Raw genomic sequence first — 26,873 nt, 5'->3', positions numbered from 1 at the left:
TAAATATTCATTTTGGGAGTGTTATGCCAAACCTGGAAAATATCCCTTTACTTCCTGCTAATTCAAATGCCATAGAGCCGCCTTCATCAATCGAAAAATTCAAAACCGGCATCCGGTTGGTTGCTTCCGTTCCTGAAGGCGCAGCGAATTGGGTTTCGACTTTAGGTTTGGTGGCGATTTATTATCATCCAGGTTCCTGGCTGATTGCTCCCATGGCCCTGGGGGCGGGTATTTCACTTAGTAACGAGGTTGTAGAAGCGCTTGCCAAACGATATCCCGAAAATAAATTCCTGAAATCCCTGCATAAAGGCACGTTCTTTATGGACTACGCAGTAGGCGGATTTCTGGCTGACTTCGGCTTTGCATGGACCATGATCACCACCGTGGCTATGGATATCGGGGGAGTGAGTTTATATAACGATAGCTTTGGCAAGATTATTGCGCCGGCTTTGGCTCTCATACCCACGCTGATTTCAACTCGAAATGAATATTACCGTGTTCTGGGTGAGGGCAATGAACGTAGTTTTTCTCGACACGCTGCCAGTTTCTGGCGTGGAGGAACTGCTTTCACTGGAGTTCTGGATGTACTGATTCAGCAGGGACAGCTAGCCTTAAACTCATTTATTCCCACTACAATAATCCTTTTCACTGCGATTACCGGCCTATGTGAGTCACTGGCAAGAGAAGGCTATCCGATATTAAGCGATAGTTTAATCTTTCTATTGACCGTGCTTTGTGTGAATCCTTCCCTGGCTGCTGCTCTCTTCCATTTTCCTTTGGATATCTATGCCGCAGCACATGATGATGAGGTTACTAATGGTCTGTTTGACGGGGATTTGGCTGGTAGCTCTTTCTTGATGGGTTTACTGTCTGCAGTGGCACTTATCGATTTTCAGTTGCAATTAGCACAGCGCCGTCAAAAAGAGCCTTCAGTGCGGGTTGAAGAAATTGAAGATGAAAATGATATCGAAAGCCAGGAGTTGATCACATTTTCAATGTCTGATTTTTCAGATGATGACGAAAACATAAATAGTGAAGTATTTGTACAACAGAACGATGCGGACGCAGATCAATCCGATGAGAACAGTGATTACTATGACGCAGATGATGATATCAGCCTGGACAGTGATGAAGAAGAGCAACTGACTTCAGAGCCCCTTCTCGAAGATTTATGTATTTCTGATGACAATCCTGCTTCACCTTTGAGTCAAAAAGAGTATAATGAATCAATAAGGACGGATTATAGGCAGATAAGGGATATGCCAGAGGTAAATGTTTCTTTGCAGGGCAAGAATCGTTATCCGTTTTTTGCGAGACATAGCCTGGAAACATCTAGTGTAGTAAAGCAAGAGCATAACGACGATTTAACTCATCGTAGCGGATATGAATCGAGCTAATTTAAGAGGTTATCATGAAAAAGTTGTTGGGTACTGTTTGTCTGGTAGTCAGTAGTTATGCAATGGCCTCAACTCAGACCAATTACATGTTTTTCCAGAGCGACTCACAGGCGCAGCTGGTAAAAAATGCTGACAGTTCGTATACCCTGACCTTGCAAAATCCTCCCAATTATCTGAGCTACTTCTCAGACCGACCAGTCCGTTCAACGGGTCTGGTAAGTTTATCTGAGTTTCTGAAGCTATGGACCGAGAATTCAATTAAAGATAATTTCAAAGAGGTGCCGCCGAATGTCGCTTTCGCCATGATGCCAGCGTCTGGAAAGCAGCAGAATTTTGTAGCCGTGGTTTCTTCTCCACATTACAAGAACAATGAAGTCAGCTACAAGCTGGCAATCATAGAGAAGCAGAATATTCAGACCGGTAAAATGACGCATGTGGATGCATTCTTTGATAATATTCCCTGGAATCCAGGTGGATTTGGTCATTCAAAAGAGTAATAATTATTAATTATCTGTGCTTCCCCGCGGCATGCGGGGAGCTGGATGGCAGCTAATCCAGTGACACAATCCCCAAATCAATCAATGCATTAGTCAATGCCATCAGAGGCAGCCCCTGAATGGTACTATCACTGCCGATGACTTCACTAAAGAGCCATTTGGCCCTTCCCTCATAATGATAAGCGCCGCAGCTTTGATAGGGTTTATCATGTTGAAGATAATTTTGAATGGCTTGCTCACTTAGGTTTTTTACAGTCAGCAGAGCGCTATCCTGAGCCTCCCAGATAATTTTTCCAGCAAAAGCAATACAGCAGGCCGAAATCTGACTGTGCTGTTTACCTCTTAACAGTTTAAGGTGGATAACCGCGGTTTCATGGCCCCCCGGTTTATCCAGAATCTGCTGCCCCAATACACAGAGTTGATCTGCAGCAATCACATAAGAGGATGGGTTCGCCTCACTCACAGACAGCGCTTTAGAGCGAGCCAATTGACGGGCCAGCTCTATAAAATTCTGGAAAGGGAATGATTGTTTGATTTCCTCTTCATCGCAATTGGAGGGAATTACACGAAAATCAAGGCCAAGTGATCGCAAAAGTTCCTGACGGGCTCTCGAACCGGATGCCAGAATAATCGGTTTTTGATGGGGGAAATTATACATAAACCGCTACCGAAGCCATCAACAGAAAACCAATGATAACAAAACTGAAATCGCGAAGATTACAGCAGCGCTCCACCATTACACAGCGCTCCAGTCCATGCAAGGTTCCCAGATAAAGAAACGTACCGGCTGAAGCTGAGATCAGTATGGAGTCAAAAAGGGAATTGGTCTCAAGTCCTCTTCCAAAATACCAGCCGAGAAAAATACCCAGTGGCGTCATCAGGCTAAACGATAGAAAAAAGAGCAGGCTTTTGGTATGACTGAGACTGCTTTTGTTAAGTTGTACAGCGATCGCAAAACTTTCGGCCCATTTATGAGTAATAATGGCCAGGAAAAGCATGATTACTACTGAATTACTGTGGCTTAGGCCCAGTGCTGTGCCTAACATCAGCGAATGAACCGACAACATCGCCCAGGCTAAGATGGCGAAAGCCGGATGGCGGTGATTATGATGCTGGTACAGTTCCTTGCCCAAATGTTCAAACCACAAAAACACCAGGAAAACCAGGCCAGTAATGATAAAAGCAAAAGGATAATGATAGCCTCGTTCCATAAAGGCATGATTTGCTTCAGGCAGCATATGCATTAATGCTGCACCCAGAAAAACACCGGTCGCCAGTGTTTCTCCGATAGGAAAGTCCAGATGTTCTTCGTTTTCAATTCGTTTCTTAAAAGGTAACCAACCTGCTAATAAAATTACCGCAACAATGGCAACGGCAAATATCAGCTTTAATGTAGCTGCAGTGACAATCATGGATTTCCTTGGGTGGGATACTGTTTAATAATATGCCTGGGCCTGAAAGATGCAGGAATGATATTTTTCCATACTCTGTTTGGCAAGTGTTTTCTAGCCAATTCGGCAAGCCCCATTTTCAATACTCTGGTTCAGATTCAGGATAGTAACGCGTTTAATTTCAGGATAATCTGTGAGATCACGGGTAATGGTTTCCTGAAGCGATAAAGAGATTGATGAGGATTTAATCTGCAAATCAAGATAGATAAAGCCGTCAAGATAATGAATGGTGCATCTCTCCAGTTCAGGAAATTGCTGCTGCCAGGGAGTAATTAACATTTCTTGCAATTTTTTTCGGCTGGGAAGATGCAAGGACGGGCAAGTGACCTCATCATCTTCCGGATCCACGTGAACAATAACATCTTTTACTCTTTCGAGTTTATTCACTAATGCCTGATGAACATGTTGGGCAATATAATGTCCTTCAGAGACTGATATAAACGGGGAGACAAGGATATGCACATCGATTAGGATATCGCCACCCATGAATCGGCTGCGCAACTGATGAATTTTGTCTACACCATCCACTTGCTGAATAATCGTTTCAATTGCCTGCAGGGTCTCGGCGTCAACCGCGGTGTCAACCAGCTCTTTCACACTGTTCCAACCGTATTCAAGTCCCATTTTGATAATCATTAATCCCACAATGATGGCAGCGATAGCATCAAAATAAATAAACCCTGAAAGGCTGGCGACTAATCCTAATGCCACCACGACGGAAGAGGCGGCGTCTGAACGATGATGCCAGGCATTGGCAATAATCAGCTCTGATTTAATGCGCTTGCCCACATGACGGGTGTAATGAAAGAGGAGTTCATTCAACAGAATAGAAATTAAGGCAACCGGCAGGGCAAGCCAGCCAGGTCGGGTGTGGCTGGCGTTCATCAGCTCGTCAATAGAATCCCAGGCAATGCCGCTTCCTGCGAGTACGAGCAGCAGCGACAACAGTAAAGTGGCGGCAGTTTCAATGCGCTGATGCCCATAAGGATGGCTGTCATCTGCATCCAGACTGCCATATCGGGAGGCAAAGAGAACCAGACCGTCGGTGAATAAGTCTGAAAAAGAGTGTACGCCATCTGCAACCAGCGCATGGGAATGCCAGATAAAACCGGTGATTAATTTAATTAAACCCAGCATTGCGTTGACTAATGCGCCAAGAAGTGTAACGCGTTTGGCCTGCTGATAACGTTCTGATTGAACCATGCTGCTTTTCATGTGCAAAGTTGCTAATTTTAGCATGATTTAATTACTGTAAACACAAGCCTGATAAAAAATTAACTCGCTGCCATTGATAATGCAGCCTGTCAGAATTGAAGCAATAGCTCACAGGCCTTTGTTTTAAAGACGTTTTACAGTGTATGCACAAGCTTATCCACAGATTCTGTGGATAAGCGGTCGAATGAATGCCCCGCTTTGCGGGTTTTGTAAAGGCTTAAAGGGTTAAAGCCCGGGAACACCTGACTCCAACAAGATTGCGCTTGGTAAGGTCGTAGAGCTGATAACTGGCCCCCCAGTAGCAAAAAACTGATACCAGGGGCTCTGGACAGGATTCGGTGCAATTATTCTATTCATAACCCGTCTGCCAATCATCCTGTGTCCTTATGCGATGAAATAAGATCAATTACTTTATTGTGTAAAGCTAATTGAGAGCAGGAAGTAATTAATGGCCAGACCAGTATTTGTACGATTAATTTTTATTTGCACAATCCTGCAAATCGCTATAATTTAGTCATCAGAATTAATATCCACGAGGTAATTATGGAGTTTGTCAGCCGCTATGTTTCTCACACGCCTGATTCAGAGGGCATGGTCAACTATTCCCCTGAGGAACATCGAATCTGGCAATTGCTCTATGAGCGGCAAATGCCGATTTTGGTTAATCGGGCTTGCGATGAATTTTTAAACGGCCTCAAGCGCTTGGGCCTGTCTGCCGATACAATTCCTCAATTACCGCATATCAGCCGCAAATTGCTTGAGTTAACAGGTTGGCAGGTGGAACCGGTTGCGGCGCTAATTTCAGCGAGGGAGTTTTTTGAGTTGCTGGCACAGAGGAAATTTCCAGCGGCTACCTTTATCCGCTGTGAAGAAGAGTTGAATTATGTTCAGGAGCCGGATATTTTTCACGAACTCTTTGGTCATTGTCCCATGCTTACTAATCCTGTCTATGCCGATTTTGTGTGCAACTATGCCCAGCGGGTGCTGGGTTTTTCCGAGGATGAATGGCCTTTGCTGCAGCGCTTGTTCTGGTTTACCGTTGAATTTGGATTAATAAATAATCGCCAGGGTCTGCGGGCATATGGCGGCGGTATTCTCTCTTCAATCAGCGAAACCGCTTACAGCGTGGAAAGCGAAATTCCGATGCGGGTGATATTCAATCCTATTACTGCGTTTAGAACGCCATACCGTATTGATCAGTTACAAAAAGTTTATTTTGTTATTGATAGTTATGAGCAGCTTTACGAGCTGGTGACTCAGGATATTTCCAAATTGATTAACAGGGCGCGGGAACTGGGTGAATATCCTCCTCTTTTCCCTGTGGATCCGAATAATCCAAGCATTCATATTCTGGCCTGTTAAATTCCGCTACACTATATAGTATGCGTCATGAATGGGCACAGGGAAATTGAAATGGTTATTGACTGGCTATCATTGTAATGACAGAGCAGTCTTGCTAATATCAGTGGACCTTTTGTGTTCATTGGCGTAGTGGTCAAGGAGCATCGTTTGATTAAAGTACTCATTGTGGATGACCATGTGTTCGTTAGAATGGGTATTCGCCGTTTGTTGGAAGATTTACCTGACATGAGTGTCGTTGCTGAGGCAGAAAGCGGCGAACAGGCGTTAACACAGGTCAAGTTGCATAAACCGGATGTGATTTTGCTCGATATGAAAATGCCCGGCATTGATGGCTGGGAAGTAACCCGTCGTTTAAAAAAATCCAATCCGCAGGTCAAAATTATTGCCGTGACGGCATTATGCGCTGAACCATTGCCCTCACGAGTGTTACAATTGGGTGCAATGGGGTATGTCACAAAAGAATCCAGTGCTGAAGAAATGGCTGCCGCAATTCGCAAAGTAGCCAAGGGTGAGAAATATTTAAGCACTGAAATTGCTCAGAAAATGGCAATCAGCAGCCTCGAGGCTGACCAGGAATCTCCTTTTGATCAGCTTTCTGAACGTGAAATGCAGGTCATGTTTATGATCACCAGTGGTATGACCGTTCAGGATATTGCTGACCGCTTATTTTTAAGTACCAAAACTATTAATGGTTATCGTTACCGCATGTTTGACAAGCTGGGCATTAAAAATGATGTCGAGCTGACCTTCCTGGCGATGAAACATCGTATTATTGAAAAGCCCACCGATGCACTGCACGATGAGTCTTAAGCAGGAGCTTTCAGCTAAAAGTCTTCCCTTCAGGGAGAGGGGTTTAAATCAACCCTCACCCTGGCCCTCTCCCAGCTTGGGAGAGGGGATTTTCTCTTATAAAGAATCTTCCTTAGAGTCCTCTCTCCCTGAGGGAGAGAGTTAGAGAGAGGCGTTTAAGATCAATCCTCATCCTGGCCTCTTCCAGCTTGGGAGGGGGATTTTCTTTTAAGGAATCTTCCTTTAAAGTCCTCTCTCCCTGAGGGAGAGAGTTAGAGAGAGGAGTTTAAGATCAATCCTCATCCTGGCCTCTTCCATCTTGGGAGGGGGATTTTCTTTTAAGGAATCTTCCTTTAAAGTCCTCTCTCCCTGAGGGAGAGAGTTAGAGAGAGGGGTTTAAGATCAATCCTCATCCTGGCCTCTTCCATCTTGGGAGGGGGATTTTCTTTTAAGGAATCTTCCTTTAAAGTCCTCTCTCCCTCAGGGAGAGAGTTAGAGAGAGGGAATTTCAGCTGAGTGCAAAAAATGTTGAGCTTTATAGTATAATTGTAACCTTATGAGTAATCACGAAGTCACTACAGATTTTTCAGCCTTTCTATCAAAGCTCACCAGCCAGCCTGGTGTTTATCGCATGCTGGATGGTGAGGGTACTGTGCTGTATGTAGGCAAAGCATCCAATCTTAAGAAAAGAGTCAGCAGTTATTTCAATAAACAAACAATCGGTACCAAGACCCAATCACTGGTCAATCAAATCACCGCTATTGACATAACAGTAACCAGCAGCGAAACCGAAGCCTTATTGCTGGAAAGCAGCCTCATTAAAACACTGCGGCCTCGATATAACGTATTGATGCGCGATGATAAAACCTATCCTTATATTCAGGTAAGCGCTGGAAGTGTGTATCCCCGAATCGAAATGTTTCGCAGTAAGCGAAAGCCGCAGAAAGGCCAGGTATTTGGACCTTATCCCAGTGCGGGCTCGGTACGGGAAACACTTGGGGTGATTCAGAAAGTGTTTAAAATCCGTAATTGCCGCGACAGTTATTTTAATGCACGATCAAGACCCTGCCTGCAATATCAGATTAAACGCTGCAGCGCTCCCTGCACTGCCTATATCAGTCCTGAAGACTATCAGCAATCAATCAATGATGCGCTGCGGTTTTTGCAGGGTAAATGCGGGCAAATTCTTGATGAGCTGGCTAAGCGCATGGAGAGTGCGGTTGAGCGCCTGGCTTTTGAGGAAGCCGCTGTTTTGCGCGACCAGATAAAAAGTTTACGCCTGGTACAGGAACAGCAGGGGATAATTCAGTTGCGCGGCGATGCCGATGTGATTGTCATGGATGTACAGCCAGGTTTTGCCTGTATTCAATGTCTCACGATCAGAGATGGTCAGGTGATTGCCAGCCAAAGCTTTTTTCCCAGCATGCCCAGAAAACACATTGCTCTTGAAGAATATGAACCCAATGATTTGCGTCAGCAAGTATTTGAAGCCTTTGTTTCATACTATTATCTTGAAACGCCAGAGAGGATTCCTTCGCTCATTATATTGGATGAGGCTTTGACCGATGAGCCGGTCATTGAACTGATGTTGGGCGATCTAAGAAAAAAAGAGGTTCGCATTAATTCAAAGCCGCGAGGGATTAAAGCCAGATGGCTTGAGCTGGCCCGCAAAAATCTGCGTCTGGCAGTGTCTGAGCATATTGCTTCCACCACCACACTCGAAAAACGCTACAGCGCTCTTATGGAGTTACTTGCCCTGCCATCGGCGATTACCCGAATGGAATGCTTTGATATCAGCCATACGCAAGGGGATTCCACAGTTGCATCCTGCGTGGTATTTAATCAGGAGGGGCCCTGGAAAAGTGAATACAGACGCTTCAACATTCAGGGTATTACGCCAGGAGATGATTATGCGGCGATGGAGCAGGCGATTACCCGCCGCTTCAGACGTCTGACGGCAATGCAGAATTTGCCGGATGTACTGATAATTGACGGCGGTAAAGGGCAGGTTGGGGTGGCATCGAAGGTATTATCTTCATTAGGCGTTCAATCGGTTTTTTTGCTGGGGATTGCAAAAGGTCCGGAACGAAAGGCCGGCTGGGAGCGTTTGATTCTGGTATCTCAGGATAGAGAAATTACTTTACCCATGGATTCTCCTGCACTCCACCTTTTACAGCATATTCGCGATGAGGCGCATCGATTCGCGATTACTTCCCATCGTAAAAAGCGTTTGCAAACTGGACTGGATTCTTCCTTATTAACTATCGAAGGAGTTGGGCCAAAGCGGCGTCAGGCACTGATGAACCGTTTTGGCGGTATCAGAGAACTGGCAAAAGCGCCTTATGATGAAATTGTAAAAGTATCCGGAATCAATGCCGAACTGGCAATGCGAATTTTTCAACATTTCCATCCTGAGGCTTGAAAAAAGGCGACATTTGAGAGAATGTATAGGCTTTTGTCTGCATTGGCCGGTATTTCAGAATTTGTAGCTGGAAAAGTTTCCTTTTTAGCTAAACTTTTTTCACCTTCTACCGACATTAGCTTTGAAACAGATTAATAACACAAATTTAAGCACGTTTTTTGCTTGAGAAAAGATAAATGCACGAAGGGAGCAAATTATGAGAAAACTATTAGCAGTGATGACATTATTGCTATCGACTTCAGTGTCTGCCGCAAGCAATTATTATGGCGTGGGTCTTTGTGCTTATTCTCAGTATCAATGCATCAAAGTGCAAAAGGGACAAACCTGGGAAACGCTGTTTCCAGACCCTGTGCAGCGTGATATTGTTCAGCGTTTGAACCGCTCCTACAATCATTTATGGGCGGGTAAGGAAATTGTAGTCCCAAAAGATCTTAATCAAAAAACGTTGCTCGATTTCGCTCCCTTCCCGCAAAAGATTGAACCCGAGGATGAAAAGCAGGTGATTGTCGATCAGGACAAATTAGCCTGGGCAGCTTATGATGTGAACGGCAAGCTGGTTAACTGGGGTCCTATCTCTTCAGGCCGGGATAAATGCTCTGACAGCAACCACTCTTGCCGGACAATGACGGGGATCTTCCATTTCTTCAGCAAAGAAAATGAGAAATGCCGTTCCAACGTGTTCCCTATCGGCAGAGGGGGCGCAAAGATGCCTTACTGTATGTATTTCCACAAAGGTTTTGCTTTACACGGTTCCGATGATATGCCTGGGGAGCGGGCCAGTCATGGATGTGTCAGGTTGTTCACGCAGGATGCGCTTTGGTTGAATCATGAATTTGTAGAAATAGCCAACCCCAAAATTAATCGATTGGGTACAAAGGTAATTGTTCGTCCAATATTGGCCACCAACAGTGGAGCAAAAAAATGAAAACAATAAATTCCGGAAAAACTCTGCTGCTTGCGTCTGTGTTATTAGGCTTAATGCAAGCAAGTTACGCAGAAAAGGTAGAAAAAGAAGATAACCGAAATCCTCTCGGTTGTCGTGACACCGGTTATCTGTTTGAATTAAAAACACTGAAACTGCTTCCAGAAGAGGCTGGGGCAGCCCAGTCTATGTACTTTCTATTTAATAAGTCAAATCAGGCAGTTAGTCTGTATCAGATGCTTAATAAGGAAAGTTCGCGCAGCATGTATCTGAATCATACGATCCGAAATGGACAGTGGGCAGTGCTATCAACAAGTGAAAAGCTGATGAAGTACATTTGTACAGTACCCCAGAAGGGTTCTACTTATGGTCAGATAGTGGATTGTGCGGATCATTTACAGGTCTGTGAGTATACCAATGTAAAATATGGTTTGAATAATAAAGGAAATTACTGGCTGGTAAACGGTAATACAAGGAGTGGCGCTCTTCGCGATGTTGTGCGTTATGGCATCATTCCGGCGCTATAAGATCGCAAATACTTGGCAAGCGATAACAAAAAGAGGGAGTCACCATGAAATCATTTATCCCGTGGTTTTGTCTGGTAGCTGCAACTGCAGCCAATACTGTACAAGCTGCTGACGGAGTCGACGCTTATCGTCGCGGCAATTATTTTCTGGCTGCCAAAAGCTTTGCGGAGGGACCAGGCAAGGATCCTGTAGTCGAGTATTACATGGGAAGAATGCGGCTTTATGGTTATGGAGAGCTAAAAAATAATGCATTGGCGCTTCGTTATTTTACCGATGCGGCCCAGAAAGGGTATATGCCAGCCCAGGAGTTACTCGCTCGCTATTATCTGCAAAAAGGAAAAGACCCGGCTCAGGCATTTCAGTGGTTTAAAAAACTGGCTGATGCCGATAACACTGCGGCGCAAATGTATTGTGCTGCTGCCTATATCTATGGATATGGAGTTAAACAAAATACCGATATGGGGCGCCGTTATTTCATTGAGGCGGCAAAAAATGGCAACCCGATTGCACAATTTGCCGTTGCTGATCATTTTCTGGATAGCAGAGACAGCAGAAATAAGAAATTGGGTTTGATATGGCTGAACAAGGCTGCCGAACAGAATAACCCCAAAGCATTGGTAAAACTGGGTGAACTATATGCTGCTGGTGGAATTGTTACCCGTGACCTGGCCAAAGCCAAACAGTTAATGGAACAGGCCGCGAATCAGAATTACACCCCGGCAATGGTTTCTTTAGGGGAACTTGCGCAAAAGCAAAACAATTTCGCTGAAGCCAAGGACTGGTTTAGCAGAGCAGCAGAAGCTAACAATATCGATGCCCAGCTTGATCTGGCCAAATTCTATCTGGCAGCTACCAACCCGCAGCAGGATGTCGACTCTGGCTTTATGTGGATGCTAAAAGCTGCACAAAACGGCTCTATGGATGCTCAAAAGTCTTTATCTGAAATGTATAAGAAGGGACAAGGTGTTGCGGTGGATGAAAATCTGGCTGCCCAATGGAAGCAGACTGCAGAAGCGAATGCCAGCAAAAAGATTGAGCCTGATCCGCAAATCGCTGCCGCGCGTTGGCTAAGTAACGATACAGAAGAACAATTTAACGGTGTTTACCAACTGGGCGGGATTTACAGCGCCTGGAATAATCCGCAAGCGTTAAAAGAAAATAATTATAATGCGCCGCCACAAATGGATGCGGTGACTCGTAAGCATTTGTATCAGCCGCAATTCGTGATGGCTCAACCGGATACCATTCCAATTAACGATTATTTTGATGTGTTGGCTCCGATGCTGACTGGCGCCCATTCCAATGACTGGTCTTATCCTCGCTACCCGATTGACAAGCAAATTGCTTCGTTAGTACGTCATGATTCAATGGTCCTCAAGCACAAACAAGGTTCAGCGCCAGTGGATGATGGAGCGTCCTATCTGCAAAAAGATGAGGAAGAAAACTCACCTGATTATCTGGCACAGCAAACATTGGGCTGGAAGCAACAGGCCAATATGCAAGCCGTTCTAAGTGAGATGTATAACCAGGCAATTCTTGGAAATTCCTCAGCACAATTTGAAATTGGCCAGTTATATCAATACGGTATTGGTGTGGTTAAAAATATTGACCAGGCGATTATTTATTATCAATTGGCAGCTGCCCAGCAGGATGTAAGGGCGGAATATAATCTTGGTGTAATGTATCTCGAAGGAAAAACCAATCCGGTTGATTATCAGAAAGGTATCGAATGGATGACTGATGCGGCCTTTAAGGGTAACGCCTATGCGCAATATGTGCTGGCTAACATCTATGAAAAAGGCCTCACTGATCCAAACGGCAACGAAATGATTAAGCCCAATCATCAACAGGCGATGGCAATGTATTACCTGGCCTCAGCGAATCATTTTGGTGAAGCCGAATACCGTCTGGCTGATTATCTGGTAAAGGAAAAACAGTCCGGTTTAAGCCAGGCCGCTAAAAAGCATCGCAGCGATCTTATCAAACGCTTGTATGCGGGCGCTGCCAAACAAGGGGTGGCAGAGGCGATTCTTCCGCTGGCGTTCTATAACGCGATGGACAGCGATCCCAAAAAACAGGAGCAAGCGTTTGAAACGGCGCGCCGGGAAGCTCGTAATGGAAATTCTGAAGCCGCTCTGTTGCTTGGTATGATGTATGATCGGGGTATTGCAGTTTCCCCTAATCAATACGAGGCCTTATACTGGTATCAGCAGGCAACGACCAATCCGGTGAGCGCGTTTATACTGGGTACCTATTTTACTGAGGGCAATGGGGTTGCCAAGGATACTGAAAAAGGCCGCGCGTTGTTACAGGAATCAGCTGATGCCGGATTTTCCTATGCCAGTCTGAATTTAGGTGTTCTTAAGCATGATGTTGGTGAATATTTCCTGACCGAACTCGATAACGCCAGAAAGCAGGGCAACAGTAAAGCAGGTTTATTGCTCGCTGACTATTTCCTGCAGCAGGCCAATGATCCCGAAAAAATGAAACAGGCCCGCGATATCTATGAGTACTTTGCCGGGAAGGGTGATAAGGACGCGCAATTAAAACTGGCGTTTCTTTATGATCGGGGACTGGGGGGAGAGGCGAACAGTGAAGTGGCAGCACATTGGTATACAGAAGCTGCTGAGCAGAACCAGCCAATCGCTCAATTTTTACTTGCACAGCTCTATCAGATGGGACGCATCGGTAAACAGCCTGATTATGAAATGGCAAAGAAATGGTATAAGCAGGCACAAGCCCATTCTCCCTATGCCTCGGTAGCGCTGGGTTTTATCTATGACACTGTAGATGATGACTATGCTAATGCAGCGGATAACTACAGCCGTGCTGCAGCTACCGGCGATGCCATTGCTCAGTATGATCTCGGCCTTCTCTATGAAAACGGTAAAGGAATGCCAGTCAATCCTGAAAAGGCCAGAGAGTATTTTCAACAAGCAGCCGAGCAGGGTTATGGCAAGGCAATGACCCAGCTGGCCGGACTCTACTTTAATGGAATCAATGGTATTCGTGATGAGCAACAGGCATTGCACTGGTACAAGAAAGCTGTCGCCGCGGGCGATAGCGGGGCAATGTACCAGCTTGGTCTGTTATCCGAGACTGGAGTGGCCACAAAGCTTGATTTTCCCAATGCAGTCAGTTATTACCAGCAAGCCTCAGATCTGGGGAATGAAAAAGCGCAAATGGCCTTGGCAAGAATGTATCAGTATGGTATCGGGGTACAGAAAGATATTCAGCATGCCGCTGATATCTACAAGGGTCTTGCGGCTAACAGCAATGCCTATGCCCAGTATCAGCTAGCCATGATGTATATCGATGGGCAGCTGGGAGAGCCCTCCATTGCCCAGGGCAAGCCACTGCTGGTTCAGGCCAGCAGCAATGGCAGTAATCAGGCTGAAACGATGCTGCGCCTGCTAAATGCCCAGCAGGAGCAGAAGCTCAGTTTCATTGAGCCCCTGCAATTGAACAAGGCCCCTGTGCTGGCTGGACAACCTGCGGAGTTGATGTATATGGATGCTCTGAATGAATGGAATCGTGGTGATGAAACCCTGTCACGTATGATTCTGGATCGTCTGATGACTCAGTTCCCGCATTATGTCCCTGCGAAAAAGGTCTATGAGCAATTGAATCAGCAAAATAAAGCGCCAGATTTGGGCTAGTCCCAGGTCTTAATCAGGGAGGGGCTTAGCCCCTCCTTTAATACTCCTCCAGCTCCTCTCTTAAACGTTTTTCTTCGAGAATGTCTTCAATTCGTCTTCGCCGTTCAAGTCTTTTGCTGGAAGCAGTTTCACATACCGCGTCATCCATGCTGTGGTCGTCATTTATTTCAGATTCGAATTCATTAAAATCCTGCGATTCCATGCAACCTCCTTTTGCTGTTGGCAGCTTCCATTTTGAATTGCCTCATACAAAATAACAGAAATCCGGGGCGAGATTCAATGAGTTTTTGTAGTGTTAAATTAAGAGAAAACTTGGGATAGGGTTCAATTTTAACCCCTCTCTCTAACTCTCTCCCCTGAGGGGCGAGAGGACTTTAAAGAAGGTTCCGTTTAAAAAGATAATCCCTCTCCCTTTGGGAGAGGGCTAGGGAGGGTTAATTATATCTACATAAGCAGTTAATTTTGTGACGAATTATCAGATCCTGAATCCAGTTCCTTCTCGATAGCATTAATAAAGCGTGTCGAATCAGGGGCGGTGGTTGAAAAAAAATAAGTGACCAGTTCGCCATTTCGATTAATAAGGTATTTATGAAAATTCCATTTGGGAGCACTGCCAAATCCTAATGTTTTATGAGCCCATTGAAAAAAAGGATGGGCATTTTTTCCGGAAACCACTTCCTTGCCGGTCATTGGAAAGGTTACGCCATAATTAATCTGGCAAAATTGACCGATTTCATCTTCTGTTCCCGGCTCCTGTTTGCCAAAATCATTGGAAGGTACACCAATAATCACCAGGCCGCGATCTTTATAGTCCTGGTATAATTTTTCTAGACCTGTATATTGAGGTGTAAAACCACATTTCGAGGCAGTATTCACAATAACTAACACCTTGCCTTTAAAGTTTGCCAGCGGCAGTTCCTGTCCTCCTGCTAACTGGTGAAATGAGTAGTGGTAGGCATTATCATGAGTGGATATTGTCATAGGTAAATCCTTTTGAGTGGAATGAAGCGTGAGTTTTGTAACTCACGCGGTTTAAAGAGTCTGAGCTGGAGCGCTATTTTGCGCCAATTCTGCTTGTTTTTCAGCCTCAGCTTCCGCATCTTTGACTTTGGCCTTTTCAGTTTGCAGGGCGTTTTTTATCACATCGCTATTAGTGGTTTTGCTAATCGGATTTTCAATATAGTTTTTGCGTTGTGTTGCTTGCTGAGCTGCGACGCGCCGCATTTCTTGCAGACGTGCCTGCAGTTCTGGAGTGTCAAACAGTTCATCAACAGTTTTCGATTTTCCATTAACCACAGTAGTGATATTGGAAAGCGATTTGCTGGGATCTTTAGGATCCGGGAAAGTGCCTTCCTGAAAACCGGCACGTAAACAAGCCTCAAAAGAGCGTCTGCCTAATTCCATTGCCCATTTTTCATCCTTGTGCTGTACCTTCATGTTAATGGAATTTGCCCCGGTCGCATAGACTGCAGAAGCGAGCGAGGTTAAATCATAAAGGACATTATCGTGACGGGTATTGTAATAAAGAAAGCCGTATTGAGGTAACTGCATAGAGTATTTGCCATCCTTAACATTCATAGGCAAACCTGTGATACCTTCCATGTACTGAAGATCTTCAATCTTGACATTTTCAAAAATGGCAAGGCCTTTCTCATTAACATTGACAGAGATTGTTGTTGCTGCAGCGGCTTTGCCTTGCTTATTTAGTTCAGCAACACGAGCAATTTCTTGTTTCATGGCATTGGAGTGATGCCACATGGTTGCCAGCCAGGCTACACGGCGACGCTCATTTTCTGCCTGAGTGTGCAGACTTTTAACCTCTTCTGTCACCGAGCTTTCAAACTTGGAGAGTGCGTCTTTGTGTGCCTTATCCAGCTTTGTTTCCATTTCTTTTTTAAAACTTTCCAGCTGGGTATCGGTGCTCAGGCCCATGGTTGTTTTAAGCTTGGTTTTAAAATCATCCTCTTTAAACAGGGCCTCCAGCTTGTCTTTTTCCAGTTTATGCTGATTTTCAATCGCCTTTTTGGCGTCAGCATTTGCCTCCTGCAGCTTGCTGGCGACTGCTTCAACCTGATAGCGCGGTGTCTTACTATGTAACAGATTATTCAGCGCAGTCACTGAGTTCGCATACTCTTTTTGCGCTGCTGTGGTTTTGTCATCAGTAACCAGAATATCCTCAAGCGCTTTTTTTACCGCTTTGGCAGGATCTGTATCCTGATTAATCTTATGACCAAAGTTTTCTTTCTCATTCTGGGTTTTAATCTCGGCAAAAACGTCTGTATTTTTAACTTTGTTTTTTTCGTACTCATCGAAAGGGGTTTTGCTGCCCAGTTTGATTTGATCAGGTCCTTTCGCACTGGTTTCGTAGGCTTTAAATTGCTTGTGCATTGAATCAGGACTGAACAGCTCCATGCGCTGTTCGGTTTTCAAGTGGGTACCAAAAGGAATAAGTGCTACCGGAACATTATCGAGTAACGCTTTTCCGCCAGAGACTAATGCGGAGCCTACCTGAGTGAGAACTTCTTTTGGATCAGCCATAAAATTTCCAATTGTTACTGCATTTATCACTTAAGTATATCAGCAAAAAATTAACTGTGAATTAAGAAATAAATCAACAATAAAAAATATAATCCGTGCATAATCCTGTATATTTTGCTATTATAGTGAGCAAATTTTATATAACTTAAACCGCTTTACCTTGGTTTTGCTTTATCTTGGAAGTTCTATGACAAATGATTCAACAAGCTTTGCATCTCTTGGACTATCTCAGGCTTTATTAAAAGCCCTGTCTGATATGCAATTTCAAACGCCCTCTCCTGTGCAGGCGCAAACCATTCCCTGCCTGCTTGAGGGACAGGATGTTATTGCCCAGGCGCAAACCGGTACGGGCAAAACGGCAGCCTTTGCTTTGCCCATATTACAGCAGTTAAACCTGAAATCCTCTGCAACGCAAGCCTTAATTTTAGCGCCCACACGTGAGCTCGCCATTCAGGTGGCTGAACAATTTTCTGCTTTGAGTATTCATTTAGCTGGCATCACCGTTTCTGTTCTTTGTGGAGGACAGGATTATCGCCGTCAGTTAAAACAATTAAAAGACGGTGCCCAAATCGTGGTCGGGACACCCGGTCGAATTCTTGATCACATCGACAGAGGCACTTTACAGCTTAATCAGCTGAAGACTTTTGTACTTGATGAAGCGGATGAAATGCTGCGTATGGGCTTTATTGAAGACGTGGAGCTGATCCTGTCCAAATTGCCTGAAGCCAAACAAATGGCTTTATTTTCAGCGACAATGCCTTATCGTATTCGCCAGATTGCCAATAACTATCTGCGCGACCCTGTTTCTATTGAAATTCGTTCAGAAACAGCCACTGTCAAAAGTATTGAACAGCGCTTTCTTTTTGCTTCTCAGGGTCAGAAACCTGATGCCTTACATCGTATTCTGGCGGTTGAAGAGTATCAAGGGGTGATTGTTTTTGTTCGGACTAAAAGCAGCACAGAAGAAGTTGCCGAATCCCTGCAACAGCAAGGTTACCGGGCAATGGCTATTCATGGCGATATTACCCAGGCGTTAAGAGAGAGGATTATTGCTCAGTTCCGTCAGGGTGCGATTGATATTCTGGTAGCTACCGACGTAGCCGCACGGGGTCTGGATGTTGAGCGTGTCACGCATGTTATCAATTATGATGTTCCGCATGATTGTGAAACCTATGTACACCGTATCGGTAGGACTGGGCGTGCTGGTCGAAGCGGAGTGACTATCCTGTTTATTACTCCACGAGAATCAAGAATTCTCACTACCATTGAACGACATACGCGCCAACGCATTGAAAAAATTACGGTTCCGAATGATCATGCAATTCAGCAAGCTCGTCAGAAACGCTTTATGGATAATATTTCTGCTCGATTAACGCATGAGCACTTACCGGCTTATAAATCCATTGTGGAAAATTATCTTGCCCAAAATGAAGTGTCACCCGCTGACGTTGCTGCAGCCCTGGCATTGCTGCTTCATCAGGATAAACCCTGGCAGCAAAACTTGCCGCAATTTAAAGAAGCTAAAGAAAGACGCAGCCGTGATGGCGATGTGAGAAGCTCAAGAGGCAGTGAGCGCCGTCGAGAGGACCGTTTTGAACTGTCAGCAAGAAAATCAGGTAAAAGCGATAAGCGATTTGCTGATAATCATCAACAGGAATTGTTTAGAATCGATGTGGGACGTATTCACGGTGTGAAACCCGGTAACATTGTGGGAGCGATAGCCAATGAAGCGGGATTACAGAGCCGTCAGATTTCTGGCCTGAAAATTCATGAAGATTATTCCACTGTTCGTTTACCACAAGGCATGCCAAAAGAAGTATTCCAGGACCTTAACAAAGCCTGGGTTTGCGGGCGTCAGTTAAAGCTGACCTCCTTGGGTGTGGTGTAAGGTCAAGGCCTTCATCACCTCTTAACCCGGACACAAGCACGGTCTTTGCGAGCATTAGCGAAGCAATCCACCTACTAACTTTGTTTAAGTTTCGATCTGGATTGCTTCACTTCGTTCGCAAAGACAGCAAGTTAGCTTGGTTCTATTTATGTAGCAGCGCCGGACAAGTCGCGGTCTGAACCAAGGCTAGATTTTCGGTGTATTTGAACCAGAACTCGCCAAAGCTGCCACTCCCAAGACCAGCAATGCAGCACCACCACCTAACAGGGTATAGTTATTGATCAATGAAGGCTGGGTATTAGTCACTCTCATCCGCGTTTTAATTTCTTCAACCAATAATTTCAAGGGTTCATCCGCATGGATTGGACTTGCCAGTTCGCTGATTAGTGTATTCAGGAATTTTTGATTGTATTTCTGTGTAATTTCTACGGGCTCTCTTTGATAGTATTCCATCGTTAAAGCATGCGCCTCTGCCACTGCGGCGGTAAGATTCAGTGCATCCTCATCCTTCCAGTGCTGAATGCCAAAACTCTCTTTATGCATGAAGCGCTTTGTATCGTCTGAACTGTGAAAATTTTGCCTGGCTCTCTGTATTTTGCCGGGGGTATTGAGAATAGAAACCAGATATCTATAAAACTTTTCTCGAAATTCCTCAGGTGTCACTGCCATGATACTCCTCTTAATCCATTGGTTAATAATTACAATAATCCGGTAAACATCGATAAATACGATAAGTGAAATCAGCGAACCGTTGGCCATTGGCCCTGGTTGCATATAAAGGAAACCCCCCCACTAATTGGTAATGGTTTAAAAATCCTTTCGCCATCAGTATTTCCATCAGATCATTAGCCCTGCCCAATTCATTGACTGAATAAATGATCCAGTCAGGTCGAGCGTTTCTCATGAGTTCTACAGCATATAATTCAAGGGATTTATATTGAGTCATGTCACGATTATTAAGACACTCGCTGTCGATGAACTCTAAATCAGATCGGCCAAAATAGGGGATCACTCCGCAATCGGACACCAGAATACGGGCATTCTTTTTTGCTTGTTGATTAATCAATTGACTGACTTGAAGACGAAGCGCGCTTCGTTGCTGATAATGACCTAATTCATTTTGAATTTGCTCTGACTTAATCGACGGTATACTGGAAAAAGCCAGCAACAGAATAGCAATAAGACATATAAGCTGTTTATAACGCTCATTGATTGAAAAATAGTGCAGAGATTCATTAATTCCAAGAGGGGGCAGTATGCAGACCAGCGCAAATGCGGGCAAAAAAAGACGATTATAATGAGCAATTACCGGGTTAGCATCCCAAAGCAATAAGGCATAGGCCAGTGATGGCAACCATAAGAGAAGATGCCGGCAGTCGTATCTTGCCATTAAATAGGGAAGCCCGATAATTAGCGAGGGAAAGCTGATTGCAAGATAATCCTGAATTAGAAAAAAACGATAGTAGGAGGCTATTGAGGGGTAAAAACTGCTCATCCATTTGCAAAGATAGCTATTGGGTAGTAGCTGGCCAAAATAACTGAGTCTCCATGCAAAATAAATGGAATAGGGTAATAGAAATCCCAATATAAAGCAGACGGCGGCTGGCTTCAGAACAGGTTTCCAGAGTTTTTCCCGAGCGCTGCCGGCATGAAACCAGTGGCAAATAATGTAAAGACCGGCAAATCCCAGCCATAGAATTCCTTCAAAGCGGGTGAGTGATAAAAGCGTCAGACTAATACAAAGCCAGAAGCAGCTCCTGCAGTTATTTTGTTTGGTATCAGAGAATATTTGTAGCAATAAAAAAGTAAACAGCAGGACCAGCATAATGAACAAACTGGTCTCCAGACCACTCACTGTCCACCAGTAGAGCCCTTTGTAGCAGGAGAACAGGTAAACGCTGAGCAAAGCATAAAAAGGGCTGCCGAATAGCCGCGCACAGCGATAAAGTAAAAAGAAGGCTAGTAAAAGACAGCTGGTAGCCACTACTTTGAGGGAAGGGATTAAAGGCAAGCCTAGTTTGAGAACCAGATAAGCCAACAGAATCCATGTAAAATTAGAGTAGCCTTCAACTGGCAGCTTATTGACTGTCCACAGAAGTCCATTGCCCTGAGCCAATTGATCGGCGTAACGCCAGCTGATAAACGCATCATCCGTTACAAAATTCCAGCAATTGATCAATGAATAGCTGATATTGAATCCAATTAGCAGCAAAATAATCGCGACTAGGCTGTTTTTTGAAAAAAATGCTTTATTCACGTTCAACCAGTCTGCCCTGAAGCGGGTCTGACCCCAATCGATTGTTCCTCCTTCTCGGAAAATGCACTTAAATGACTAATAAAGAAAGACAGAAAATTTCCAATACCATTTTGTTGGTAAAATCGTTTAATGGGTGGCCTTGGCTCATTTACTCCATCCGTCAGGCGAAGTACATAGGCGAGGCAGTCCGTCTCTCCAGGCTTCATCCGATTTACCATGTAATGCAGAGTGCAGGCATGCGTTTCCTGCATTTGTCGGTGCAAAGCCATCATTTCAGCGATTTTTCTACCGGTGGTCTGGCGCGAAATGGGTTGAGTCAGATCTCTGGTGAGATCGGATGGTGAAATTGCAAACTCAAGGGCAAAAGGAGGTTTATCAGCAATTTTCACTGCAATTAAGGCATGCTGTCCCACAGTACCTCTTAAATGCTCACTGACAAATTCTGCGGGATGGCTTCCCGCTGTATAACTGGCGGGTGAATTCAAAAAATGATTCAGCTTTTCCTTATCATTATTGAAATAATTGGCCAGCAGATCATCCAACACCTCGTTGAGATAGTCATGAATTGTTTTACGAGATGAGGTTAATTGATTCAGATTAAGGTTTAAGCCGTTTAATACCAATTTTAATTTCCTGAATAAAGGCTCTTCCAGCAAATACTCGGGTGTGCGATTGCCAATAGCTCCCCCCAGGCATAATCCTACAAAAGTACCCAGTGCAAAATATTTTAAGGGGTTTTGCTGGTTAATTATTCCTTGCACAACTCCGGTGATCCCTCCCAGGATTGCGAAAAACAAGCCAAGCGTAATAGCTAACAAAGCCGAGCCAATCGTTAGCAAATGAGGATACAAGACAAAGCTGCTGTTGTATTTATCAATGAGCCTAACCAATCGGCCATATTTAGTATTCACCAGTTCAATCTGCTCCTGAAGCTCATCTGCACGCTGTCCGGGATTTAAAAAATTCTTACATTGAACTGTCAAATCAATGGAAAGGGCCAGGATGTCTCTTGTTTGGGGGGTATTAATGGGTTCAATTGCGGCAAGCAACAAAAATAAATGATATTTCAATTCGGTGGTGGGTAATGCAAAAATATGTTTTCTAAATTCTTCCAGCCTCTGTGTGTATTCTGATGGGAGCATGGCATTTATCACCTGAACGCGCTTTGACAATTATATTGTGAAGAAAATCACAAAAGTTCAAGCAATAAATGCAAAAATACAAGCGAGTGAATTAAAACCACAACAGGCTGCTATGGCAAAAAGAAATCAGAGCATATAGGGCCAGAGGAAAAATTTTTAGAAATCTGCTATTCATTTTCATGAGCGGTTCCATTTTACTTGATCAAGGATAAATTACATATTCAAAATTCATGCCGAGTTTCAATTGACCTGGACATCGGCAACTTACCATTCAAAATTGCCAATTAATGCTCTAATAGTTGACTTATTGTAAATTAAATTGATTGTATAGCAGTTCCATACTATAATTCATCGTTTTTCATAAAATACAATGAATTAAGGCTTTAAATGAAAGTATTACTGACCTTATGTGCTTTGTTTTTCTCCACTGTTATCCAATCGGCCGCTTTAAAAAATATCGTCGTATTTGGTGACAGCCTTTCGGATAACGGCAATCTTTATGAGTACATGCACCATCAATTGCCGCAATCCCCGCCTTATTATGAAGGACGGTTTACAAACGGCCCCATCTGGGTGGAGCGTCTGCTGGCTCTTTATTACAAACAAAATCCGGAAAGTCATTTAAAGGATTATGCGTTTGGCGGGGCTGGTGTTTCTGAAGAGGATGATGGCGGAGTGCTGTTTACCTTGCGCAGCGAGATCGACAGCTATTTTCTCAGCCATAATAATCAGGCGGAAAAAGACAATCTGTATGTCGTCTGGATTGGTGCTAATAATTATCTTGGTGTTCCCGATGGGGTTAATGAAACGGTTGAACGGGTCAACAAGGGTATTGCTCACAGCCTGTCGGAATTGGCCAGTAAGGGTGCTCGCCATATCCTGGTATTTAATTTACCCGATTTGGGGAAAGCACCTGCTGCCAAAGAGTTTGATGCGGAAGAGATTCTATCTGAATTTTGCCAGGCGCATAATGCCGCATTGGCTGAAACGATGAAGCAACTGCGCAAGGAATATCCCAAAGTGCAATGGATATTCTATGATGTAAACGAGCTACTGAACCAAATTTTTGCTAATCCTGCTCATTACGGTTTCAACAATATTGAGCAAACCTGTTACGATGTGATGATTGATAAGCCGAGCCAGAAATCAGTTCTGCAAATCGCCTCACGCATTCGACCCACAAGTGAATTCGATACCTGTGATGGCTTTTTGTTTTTCGATCCGGTACATCCGACAGGCCCTGCCCATCAAATTATGGCCGAGACTGCCTATCGGCTGCTTAAAGAAGCTAATATTTCATTCAAATAATTAGTGAAGTTCCACTGCTATTAACTTAAGGAATTGTTGTCATTCCCGCGCAAAGCGGGAATCCGTTCCTTAGTTGGCATTATGCGAATTCATCGATGGTTCCCCGCCTGCGCGGGGATGACAGTTTTGTATACAATTGAGCTTACTTAATGGCAGGGTGCCTTAGTCTATTGCCAACAGCAGAAGGGCAAGATGCTACTCAACTTCGGCAAAATTCTTGCATTAAATCCCTTATGGCTCTCGAAAAGAAACCCTTATGCACTCTCGATTGATCCTGATTATCTTGCTGTTGCTCTTTCAGCCACTGGCTGTTTTAGCAGACGATCACATTAAAATTAATGTCAATCAGGAAGAAATAAAACTCCCTTTCTGGGAGGCCAGGCAAAAAGAGACTAAGGGCGGCATCATTTTGTTACAAGGTGGAAAACCAGCAGGAGGGGCGGAGTTTTCCAGAAAATTGGCTGACTCCTTAGCGAAGGCGGGGTGGTCGGTAATGCTTTTAAATAGCGATCTCAGGGTAAAAACGCCGTGGATAGAGCAATTACCGGAAGCAATGTCTACATTAAGGCAAAGAAACAGTAATCGTTTGATCATGATTCACTATGGTGATGAGCTCAATCTCAGCCTGGATTATTTTAGCAAGCCACAGTCCAAGCAAGTGAATGGCCTGGTGTTACTTTCGGCGTTTCAGAGCAAACCTGATGAGGAGACCACTAAAGAAGATCTGGGCAAAGGCCTGCGTTTTCCGGTGTATGAGATCTATGCTCAATTTGATTATGAAGCAGTTAAACACAGTGCTCAGCAATTGAAACTGCAGCTTAAAAAGACAGGCTCGAGAAGTTTTCAGGTTCCTGGAAGCAGCCATGATTATTACTATTCCACTGATCTGCTGAAAAATTACCTGAATGGATGGATGAGCCACCTGAATCCCACAAAAAGAGCAAAACTACCCTTGTAAATTAATTCTTTTAGACACTACCATCCTTTGTTTGCACAAATTTGCTCATAGGCTTTGGTAATTCGCTGTGTTTTCTCATTCGCAATTTTAATCATTGCCTCTGGTAAGCCCTGCGCTATTAATTTATCAGGATGATTGCGGCTAATTAATTTGCGATAAGCTTTTTTCACTTCCTGCTTACTGGCATTGGGGCTGATTTCCAGAACAGCGAAGGCATGCATTAAATTATTGGGATTCTGATAATTATTGAATTCCTCTCTGCGTTGATGTGAATTTGAGGAGTACGAAGAAGATGAGCGCTGATTGTTGCGTTGGGAATAATCTGCGGTTGAGTAAGCGCCGCCAAAAATAAAATCTTCATAAAAGCGATACTGCTGTTTCAAGGGAGCAAATCCCATTTGCCGAAAAATGTTGTCCAGCGCTTGAACTTTAGACTCAGTCAGACCTCCCGCCTTGGCCACCCGGTATTGGATATCCATAAATAATTTCAGAAGTTCGGGATTGACCCGGCAGGTATCCTGAAGCGTGTTTAAGGTGCTCTCGAGATCGAAATGCGGGTCTTTTCCCTCATTGAACAAGCGTTTGGCCAATTCCTGCTGCTCGTTATTTAAGCGCATTTCATTCATTAACTGACGAGCGACCTGGATCTCTTCTTCAGATACCCTGCCGTCCGCCTTCGCAATATGCCCCATAACGGAAAAGGTAGTCTGGAAAAATACCTGTTGAATTACTTTTCTTTTCTCGCTGTAATAACTCCAGTGAGGACGTGAAAAATGTTCTGCAAGCCCCCGGTCAAAGAAATTACCGATTAAAATACCAAATAAGGCGCCGGCGGAGCCTCCCATCAGGTATCCTAAAAAACCACCGATGATTTTTCCCCACCAGGTATGTGTCGTAAAGTACTGACGAAAATTCATGTGAGCCTGCATTGATTGTTTGAATAAATCAAATCGATATCCATACTATTAGATGATCGCCTTATTATTCCATAAATTAGTAGAATAAACTGCATTAAAGATACGGTTTACGCTTTGTTAACTATTATTATAATGGCTAATTAAGTAACTTACATCTAAAACCAGATCTTGAAGTATCGATCTGGATGCCCGCGGATAGCCCATAGACTACAAGAATCATCGAATTCAATAAACAATTTCTGAATGCCTGGCAATCGGTATATACTTCTGTTTTTTTGCAAGGAATTCCAATGCGTTATATTTATTCCTTTTTCATGTACCTGATGACACCCTGGCTGCTTTTTCGGCTTTGGTGGAAAGGCAGGCAATTGCCTGCCTATCGGGATCGCATTGGCGAGCGTTTCTGGGCAGGCATGCCGCCTGTGCCAAATATTGATGTATGGGTTCATGCTGTCTCTTTGGGAGAGGTCATTGCAGTCACTCCGCTAATCAATGAGATGTTGGCTAAAAACTGGCGGTTGTTAATTACCACAATGACCCCAACCGGTGCAGAGCAAGTGAAGACGAAGTTTGGACATCGCGTTCAGCATCGATATATCCCCTATGATTTGCCTGATGTACTGCAACGATTTTTTGTTTCGGTCAAGCCACGCGCTGGTGTGATTGTCGAAACTGAACTTTGGCCTAATCTGATTCATTATGCCAGTCAGGCTAAAATTCCCTTGATGCTTATTAATGCGCGTTTGTCAGAGCGTTCTTGCAGAGGCTACCAAAAGATCAAATGGCTGATAAAACCGGTTATTAATCAATTTACCTGGATCCTTGCTCAAAGCGAGGACGATGGCAGGCGTTTTCAGCAATTGGGAGCTAAGGCGGGCCTGGTCCAGACTATCGGTAATATGAAATTTGACTTACAGACCAAGGATATTGACCAGGGACTGTTTCTTCAATTGAAAGCGGCTTGGGGACCGGAAAGGCCAGTGCTTATTATTGCCAGTACGCATGACAATGAGGAAGAGCAAATACTGCAGCAATTAACCCGATTGCAGGCCTCTATAAAAAATATACTGGTATTGATCGCTCCTCGTCATCCAGAGCGTTTTCAAAAAGTTCACTTACTTGCAGAGCAGGCTGGATTTAAAACGGCATTGCGAAGCAAGCCTGAGACCATTTCTCCTGAAACTGAAGTGATTACTCTTGATTCTATGGGAGAGCTCCTGGGTTTTTATCAGATTAGTGATTACGCCTTTGTTGGTGGAAGTTTTGTACCCATCGGTGGACATAATGTGCTTGAGCCTATCGCTATGAAGGTTCCAGTGTTTAGCGGTCCTGAGGTGCATAACTTTAAAACGATTTGCCGGGACTTGATGGATGCAAACGCTATGATTATTGTACAATCTGCTGCAGAATTAATAGACAGAGTTATTGCGCTTCATGCTAACCAGGCAGAAAAAGAAAAGCTGGTATTGAATGCAACCCAGGTATTGAAAGCTAATAAAGGAGCGGTAGCACGCTATTTGGCGGTGTTGGAAACCTTTGTCGACTAGCAATCTCCTGCTTTCCGGGAAGAAGCCGCGGGAAGCAGGGAATACGAGAGTCTTCATCAAACTGTATCATGCCACGT

General features: G+C 44.2%; 22 protein-coding genes. 12 read left to right on the top strand and 10 right to left on the bottom strand.

Annotated features, from left to right (window positions below; genetic code table 11):
* The first annotated feature begins 23 nt into the window (after positions 1 to 23).
* Together B1207_RS14925 and B1207_RS14920 are read left to right on the top strand one after the other, a co-directional pair.
* Positions 24 to 1,397: a hypothetical protein gene (locus B1207_RS14925; RefSeq protein WP_112220680.1), complete on the top strand. Its 1,374-nt coding sequence runs from the start codon at positions 24 to 26 to the stop codon at positions 1,395 to 1,397.
* A 14-nt stretch (positions 1,398 to 1,411) separates the two neighbouring features.
* On the top strand, positions 1,412 to 1,894 hold the full coding sequence (locus tag B1207_RS14920; protein WP_112220679.1) for a hypothetical protein: 483 nt from the start codon (positions 1,412 to 1,414) through the stop codon (positions 1,892 to 1,894).
* 52 nt (positions 1,895 to 1,946) lie between these two features.
* Here B1207_RS14920 and B1207_RS14915 read toward each other — a convergent pair whose 3' ends face one another.
* From B1207_RS14915 to B1207_RS14905, 3 genes are all read right to left on the bottom strand, one after another.
* Positions 1,947 to 2,552, bottom strand: coding sequence for a Maf family protein (locus B1207_RS14915; RefSeq protein WP_112220678.1), 606 nt, complete (start codon positions 2,550 to 2,552; stop codon positions 1,947 to 1,949).
* Positions 2,545 to 3,306, bottom strand: coding sequence for a ZIP family metal transporter (locus B1207_RS14910; RefSeq protein ID WP_407927342.1), 762 nt, complete (start codon positions 3,304 to 3,306; stop codon positions 2,545 to 2,547). Before B1207_RS14910 ends, B1207_RS14915 begins: the two co-directional genes overlap by 8 nt.
* Before the next feature lie 93 nt (positions 3,307 to 3,399).
* Positions 3,400 to 4,548, bottom strand: a complete 1,149-nt coding sequence (locus tag B1207_RS14905; protein ID WP_112220702.1) for a cation diffusion facilitator family transporter — start codon at positions 4,546 to 4,548, stop codon at positions 3,400 to 3,402.
* A gap of 555 nt (positions 4,549 to 5,103) precedes the next feature.
* On the opposite strand from B1207_RS14905, the gene phhA reads away from it, so the two are divergent.
* The 6 genes from phhA to B1207_RS14875 all read left to right on the top strand — a co-directional run bounded on the left by phhA (position 5,104) and on the right by B1207_RS14875 (position 14,241).
* On the top strand, positions 5,104 to 5,922 hold the full coding sequence (gene phhA, locus B1207_RS14900; RefSeq protein WP_112220677.1) for a phenylalanine 4-monooxygenase: 819 nt from the start codon (positions 5,104 to 5,106) through the stop codon (positions 5,920 to 5,922).
* Between the two features lie 147 nt (positions 5,923 to 6,069).
* Entirely contained in the window at positions 6,070 to 6,732 is a 663-nt protein-coding gene (gene letA / locus B1207_RS14895) for a two-component system response regulator LetA (RefSeq protein ID WP_058506407.1), read from the top strand.
* A gap of 535 nt (positions 6,733 to 7,267) precedes the next feature.
* A complete protein-coding gene (uvrC, locus tag B1207_RS14890; protein WP_112220676.1) occupies positions 7,268 to 9,133 on the top strand; it encodes an excinuclease ABC subunit UvrC in 1,866 nt (621 codons plus the stop codon).
* A 196-nt stretch (positions 9,134 to 9,329) separates the two neighbouring features.
* Positions 9,330 to 10,058 carry a L,D-transpeptidase gene (locus tag B1207_RS14885; protein WP_112220675.1) on the top strand — a complete coding sequence of 243 codons (729 nt, stop codon included), beginning with the start codon at positions 9,330 to 9,332 and terminating at the stop codon, positions 10,056 to 10,058.
* Positions 10,055 to 10,582 (top strand): endopeptidase IV, encoded by a 528-nt coding sequence (locus B1207_RS14880; RefSeq protein ID WP_112220674.1) that lies wholly within the window; start codon positions 10,055 to 10,057, stop codon positions 10,580 to 10,582. The genes B1207_RS14885 and B1207_RS14880 overlap by 4 nt, the downstream gene beginning before the upstream one ends.
* A 44-nt stretch (positions 10,583 to 10,626) precedes the next feature.
* Complete coding sequence (locus B1207_RS14875; RefSeq protein ID WP_112220673.1) at positions 10,627 to 14,241, top strand: tetratricopeptide repeat protein; 3,615 nt, start codon at positions 10,627 to 10,629, stop codon at positions 14,239 to 14,241.
* A gap of 37 nt (positions 14,242 to 14,278) precedes the next feature.
* Here the strand turns inward: B1207_RS14875 and B1207_RS16005 are convergent, their stop codons facing one another.
* The 3 genes from B1207_RS16005 to B1207_RS14865 form a co-directional block, all read right to left on the bottom strand.
* A complete protein-coding gene (locus tag B1207_RS16005; protein WP_165483174.1) occupies positions 14,279 to 14,443 on the bottom strand; it encodes a PA3496 family putative envelope integrity protein in 165 nt (54 codons plus the stop codon).
* 254 nt (positions 14,444 to 14,697) lie between these two features.
* Positions 14,698 to 15,222 (bottom strand): glutathione peroxidase, encoded by a 525-nt coding sequence (locus tag B1207_RS14870; protein WP_112220672.1) that lies wholly within the window; start codon positions 15,220 to 15,222, stop codon positions 14,698 to 14,700.
* Positions 15,223 to 15,273: 51 nt separating this feature from the next.
* On the bottom strand, positions 15,274 to 16,779 hold the full coding sequence (locus B1207_RS14865) for a hypothetical protein (protein ID WP_112220671.1): 1,506 nt from the start codon (positions 16,777 to 16,779) through the stop codon (positions 15,274 to 15,276).
* 187 nt (positions 16,780 to 16,966) lie between these two features.
* On the opposite strand from B1207_RS14865, the gene B1207_RS14860 reads away from it, so the two are divergent.
* Positions 16,967 to 18,667: a DEAD/DEAH box helicase gene (locus B1207_RS14860; RefSeq protein ID WP_112220670.1), complete on the top strand. Its 1,701-nt coding sequence runs from the start codon at positions 16,967 to 16,969 to the stop codon at positions 18,665 to 18,667.
* Positions 18,668 to 18,853: 186 nt separating this feature from the next.
* Here B1207_RS14860 and B1207_RS14855 read toward each other — a convergent pair whose 3' ends face one another.
* The 3 genes from B1207_RS14855 to B1207_RS14845 are packed head-to-tail and all read right to left on the bottom strand — an operon-like array spanning position 18,854 to position 22,066.
* Positions 18,854 to 19,336 (bottom strand): hypothetical protein, encoded by a 483-nt coding sequence (locus B1207_RS14855; RefSeq protein WP_112220669.1) that lies wholly within the window; start codon positions 19,334 to 19,336, stop codon positions 18,854 to 18,856.
* 22 nt (positions 19,337 to 19,358) lie between these two features.
* Positions 19,359 to 20,924, bottom strand: coding sequence for a protein LphB (locus B1207_RS14850; RefSeq protein ID WP_112220668.1), 1,566 nt, complete (start codon positions 20,922 to 20,924; stop codon positions 19,359 to 19,361).
* A gap of 2 nt (positions 20,925 to 20,926) precedes the next feature.
* Positions 20,927 to 22,066: a hypothetical protein gene (locus B1207_RS14845; protein WP_112220667.1), complete on the bottom strand. Its 1,140-nt coding sequence runs from the start codon at positions 22,064 to 22,066 to the stop codon at positions 20,927 to 20,929.
* Between the two features lie 387 nt (positions 22,067 to 22,453).
* Here B1207_RS14845 and plaA point away from each other — a divergent pair, with 387 nt between their 5' ends.
* Positions 22,454 to 23,374: a GDSL family lysophospholipase PlaA gene (gene plaA / locus B1207_RS14840; RefSeq protein WP_112220666.1), complete on the top strand. Its 921-nt coding sequence runs from the start codon at positions 22,454 to 22,456 to the stop codon at positions 23,372 to 23,374.
* Positions 23,375 to 23,630: 256 nt separating this feature from the next.
* A complete protein-coding gene (locus B1207_RS14835) occupies positions 23,631 to 24,332 on the top strand; it encodes an alpha/beta hydrolase (RefSeq protein WP_112220665.1) in 702 nt (233 codons plus the stop codon).
* Between the two features lie 17 nt (positions 24,333 to 24,349).
* On the opposite strand, the gene djlA is transcribed toward B1207_RS14835, so the two are convergent.
* A complete protein-coding gene (djlA, locus tag B1207_RS14830; protein ID WP_112220701.1) occupies positions 24,350 to 25,249 on the bottom strand; it encodes a co-chaperone DjlA in 900 nt (299 codons plus the stop codon).
* Positions 25,250 to 25,539: 290 nt separating this feature from the next.
* Between djlA and waaA the strand changes: the two genes are divergently transcribed.
* A complete protein-coding gene (gene waaA / locus B1207_RS14825) occupies positions 25,540 to 26,796 on the top strand; it encodes a lipid IV(A) 3-deoxy-D-manno-octulosonic acid transferase (protein ID WP_112220664.1) in 1,257 nt (418 codons plus the stop codon).
* The last annotated feature ends 77 nt before the right edge of the window (positions 26,797 to 26,873 follow it).

This window comes from Legionella quinlivanii (assembly GCF_003265995.1).
Classification (GTDB): Bacteria; Pseudomonadota; Gammaproteobacteria; order Legionellales; family Legionellaceae; genus Legionella_C; species Legionella_C quinlivanii_A.
This window is presented reverse-complemented; position numbering and strand designations above follow the sequence as displayed.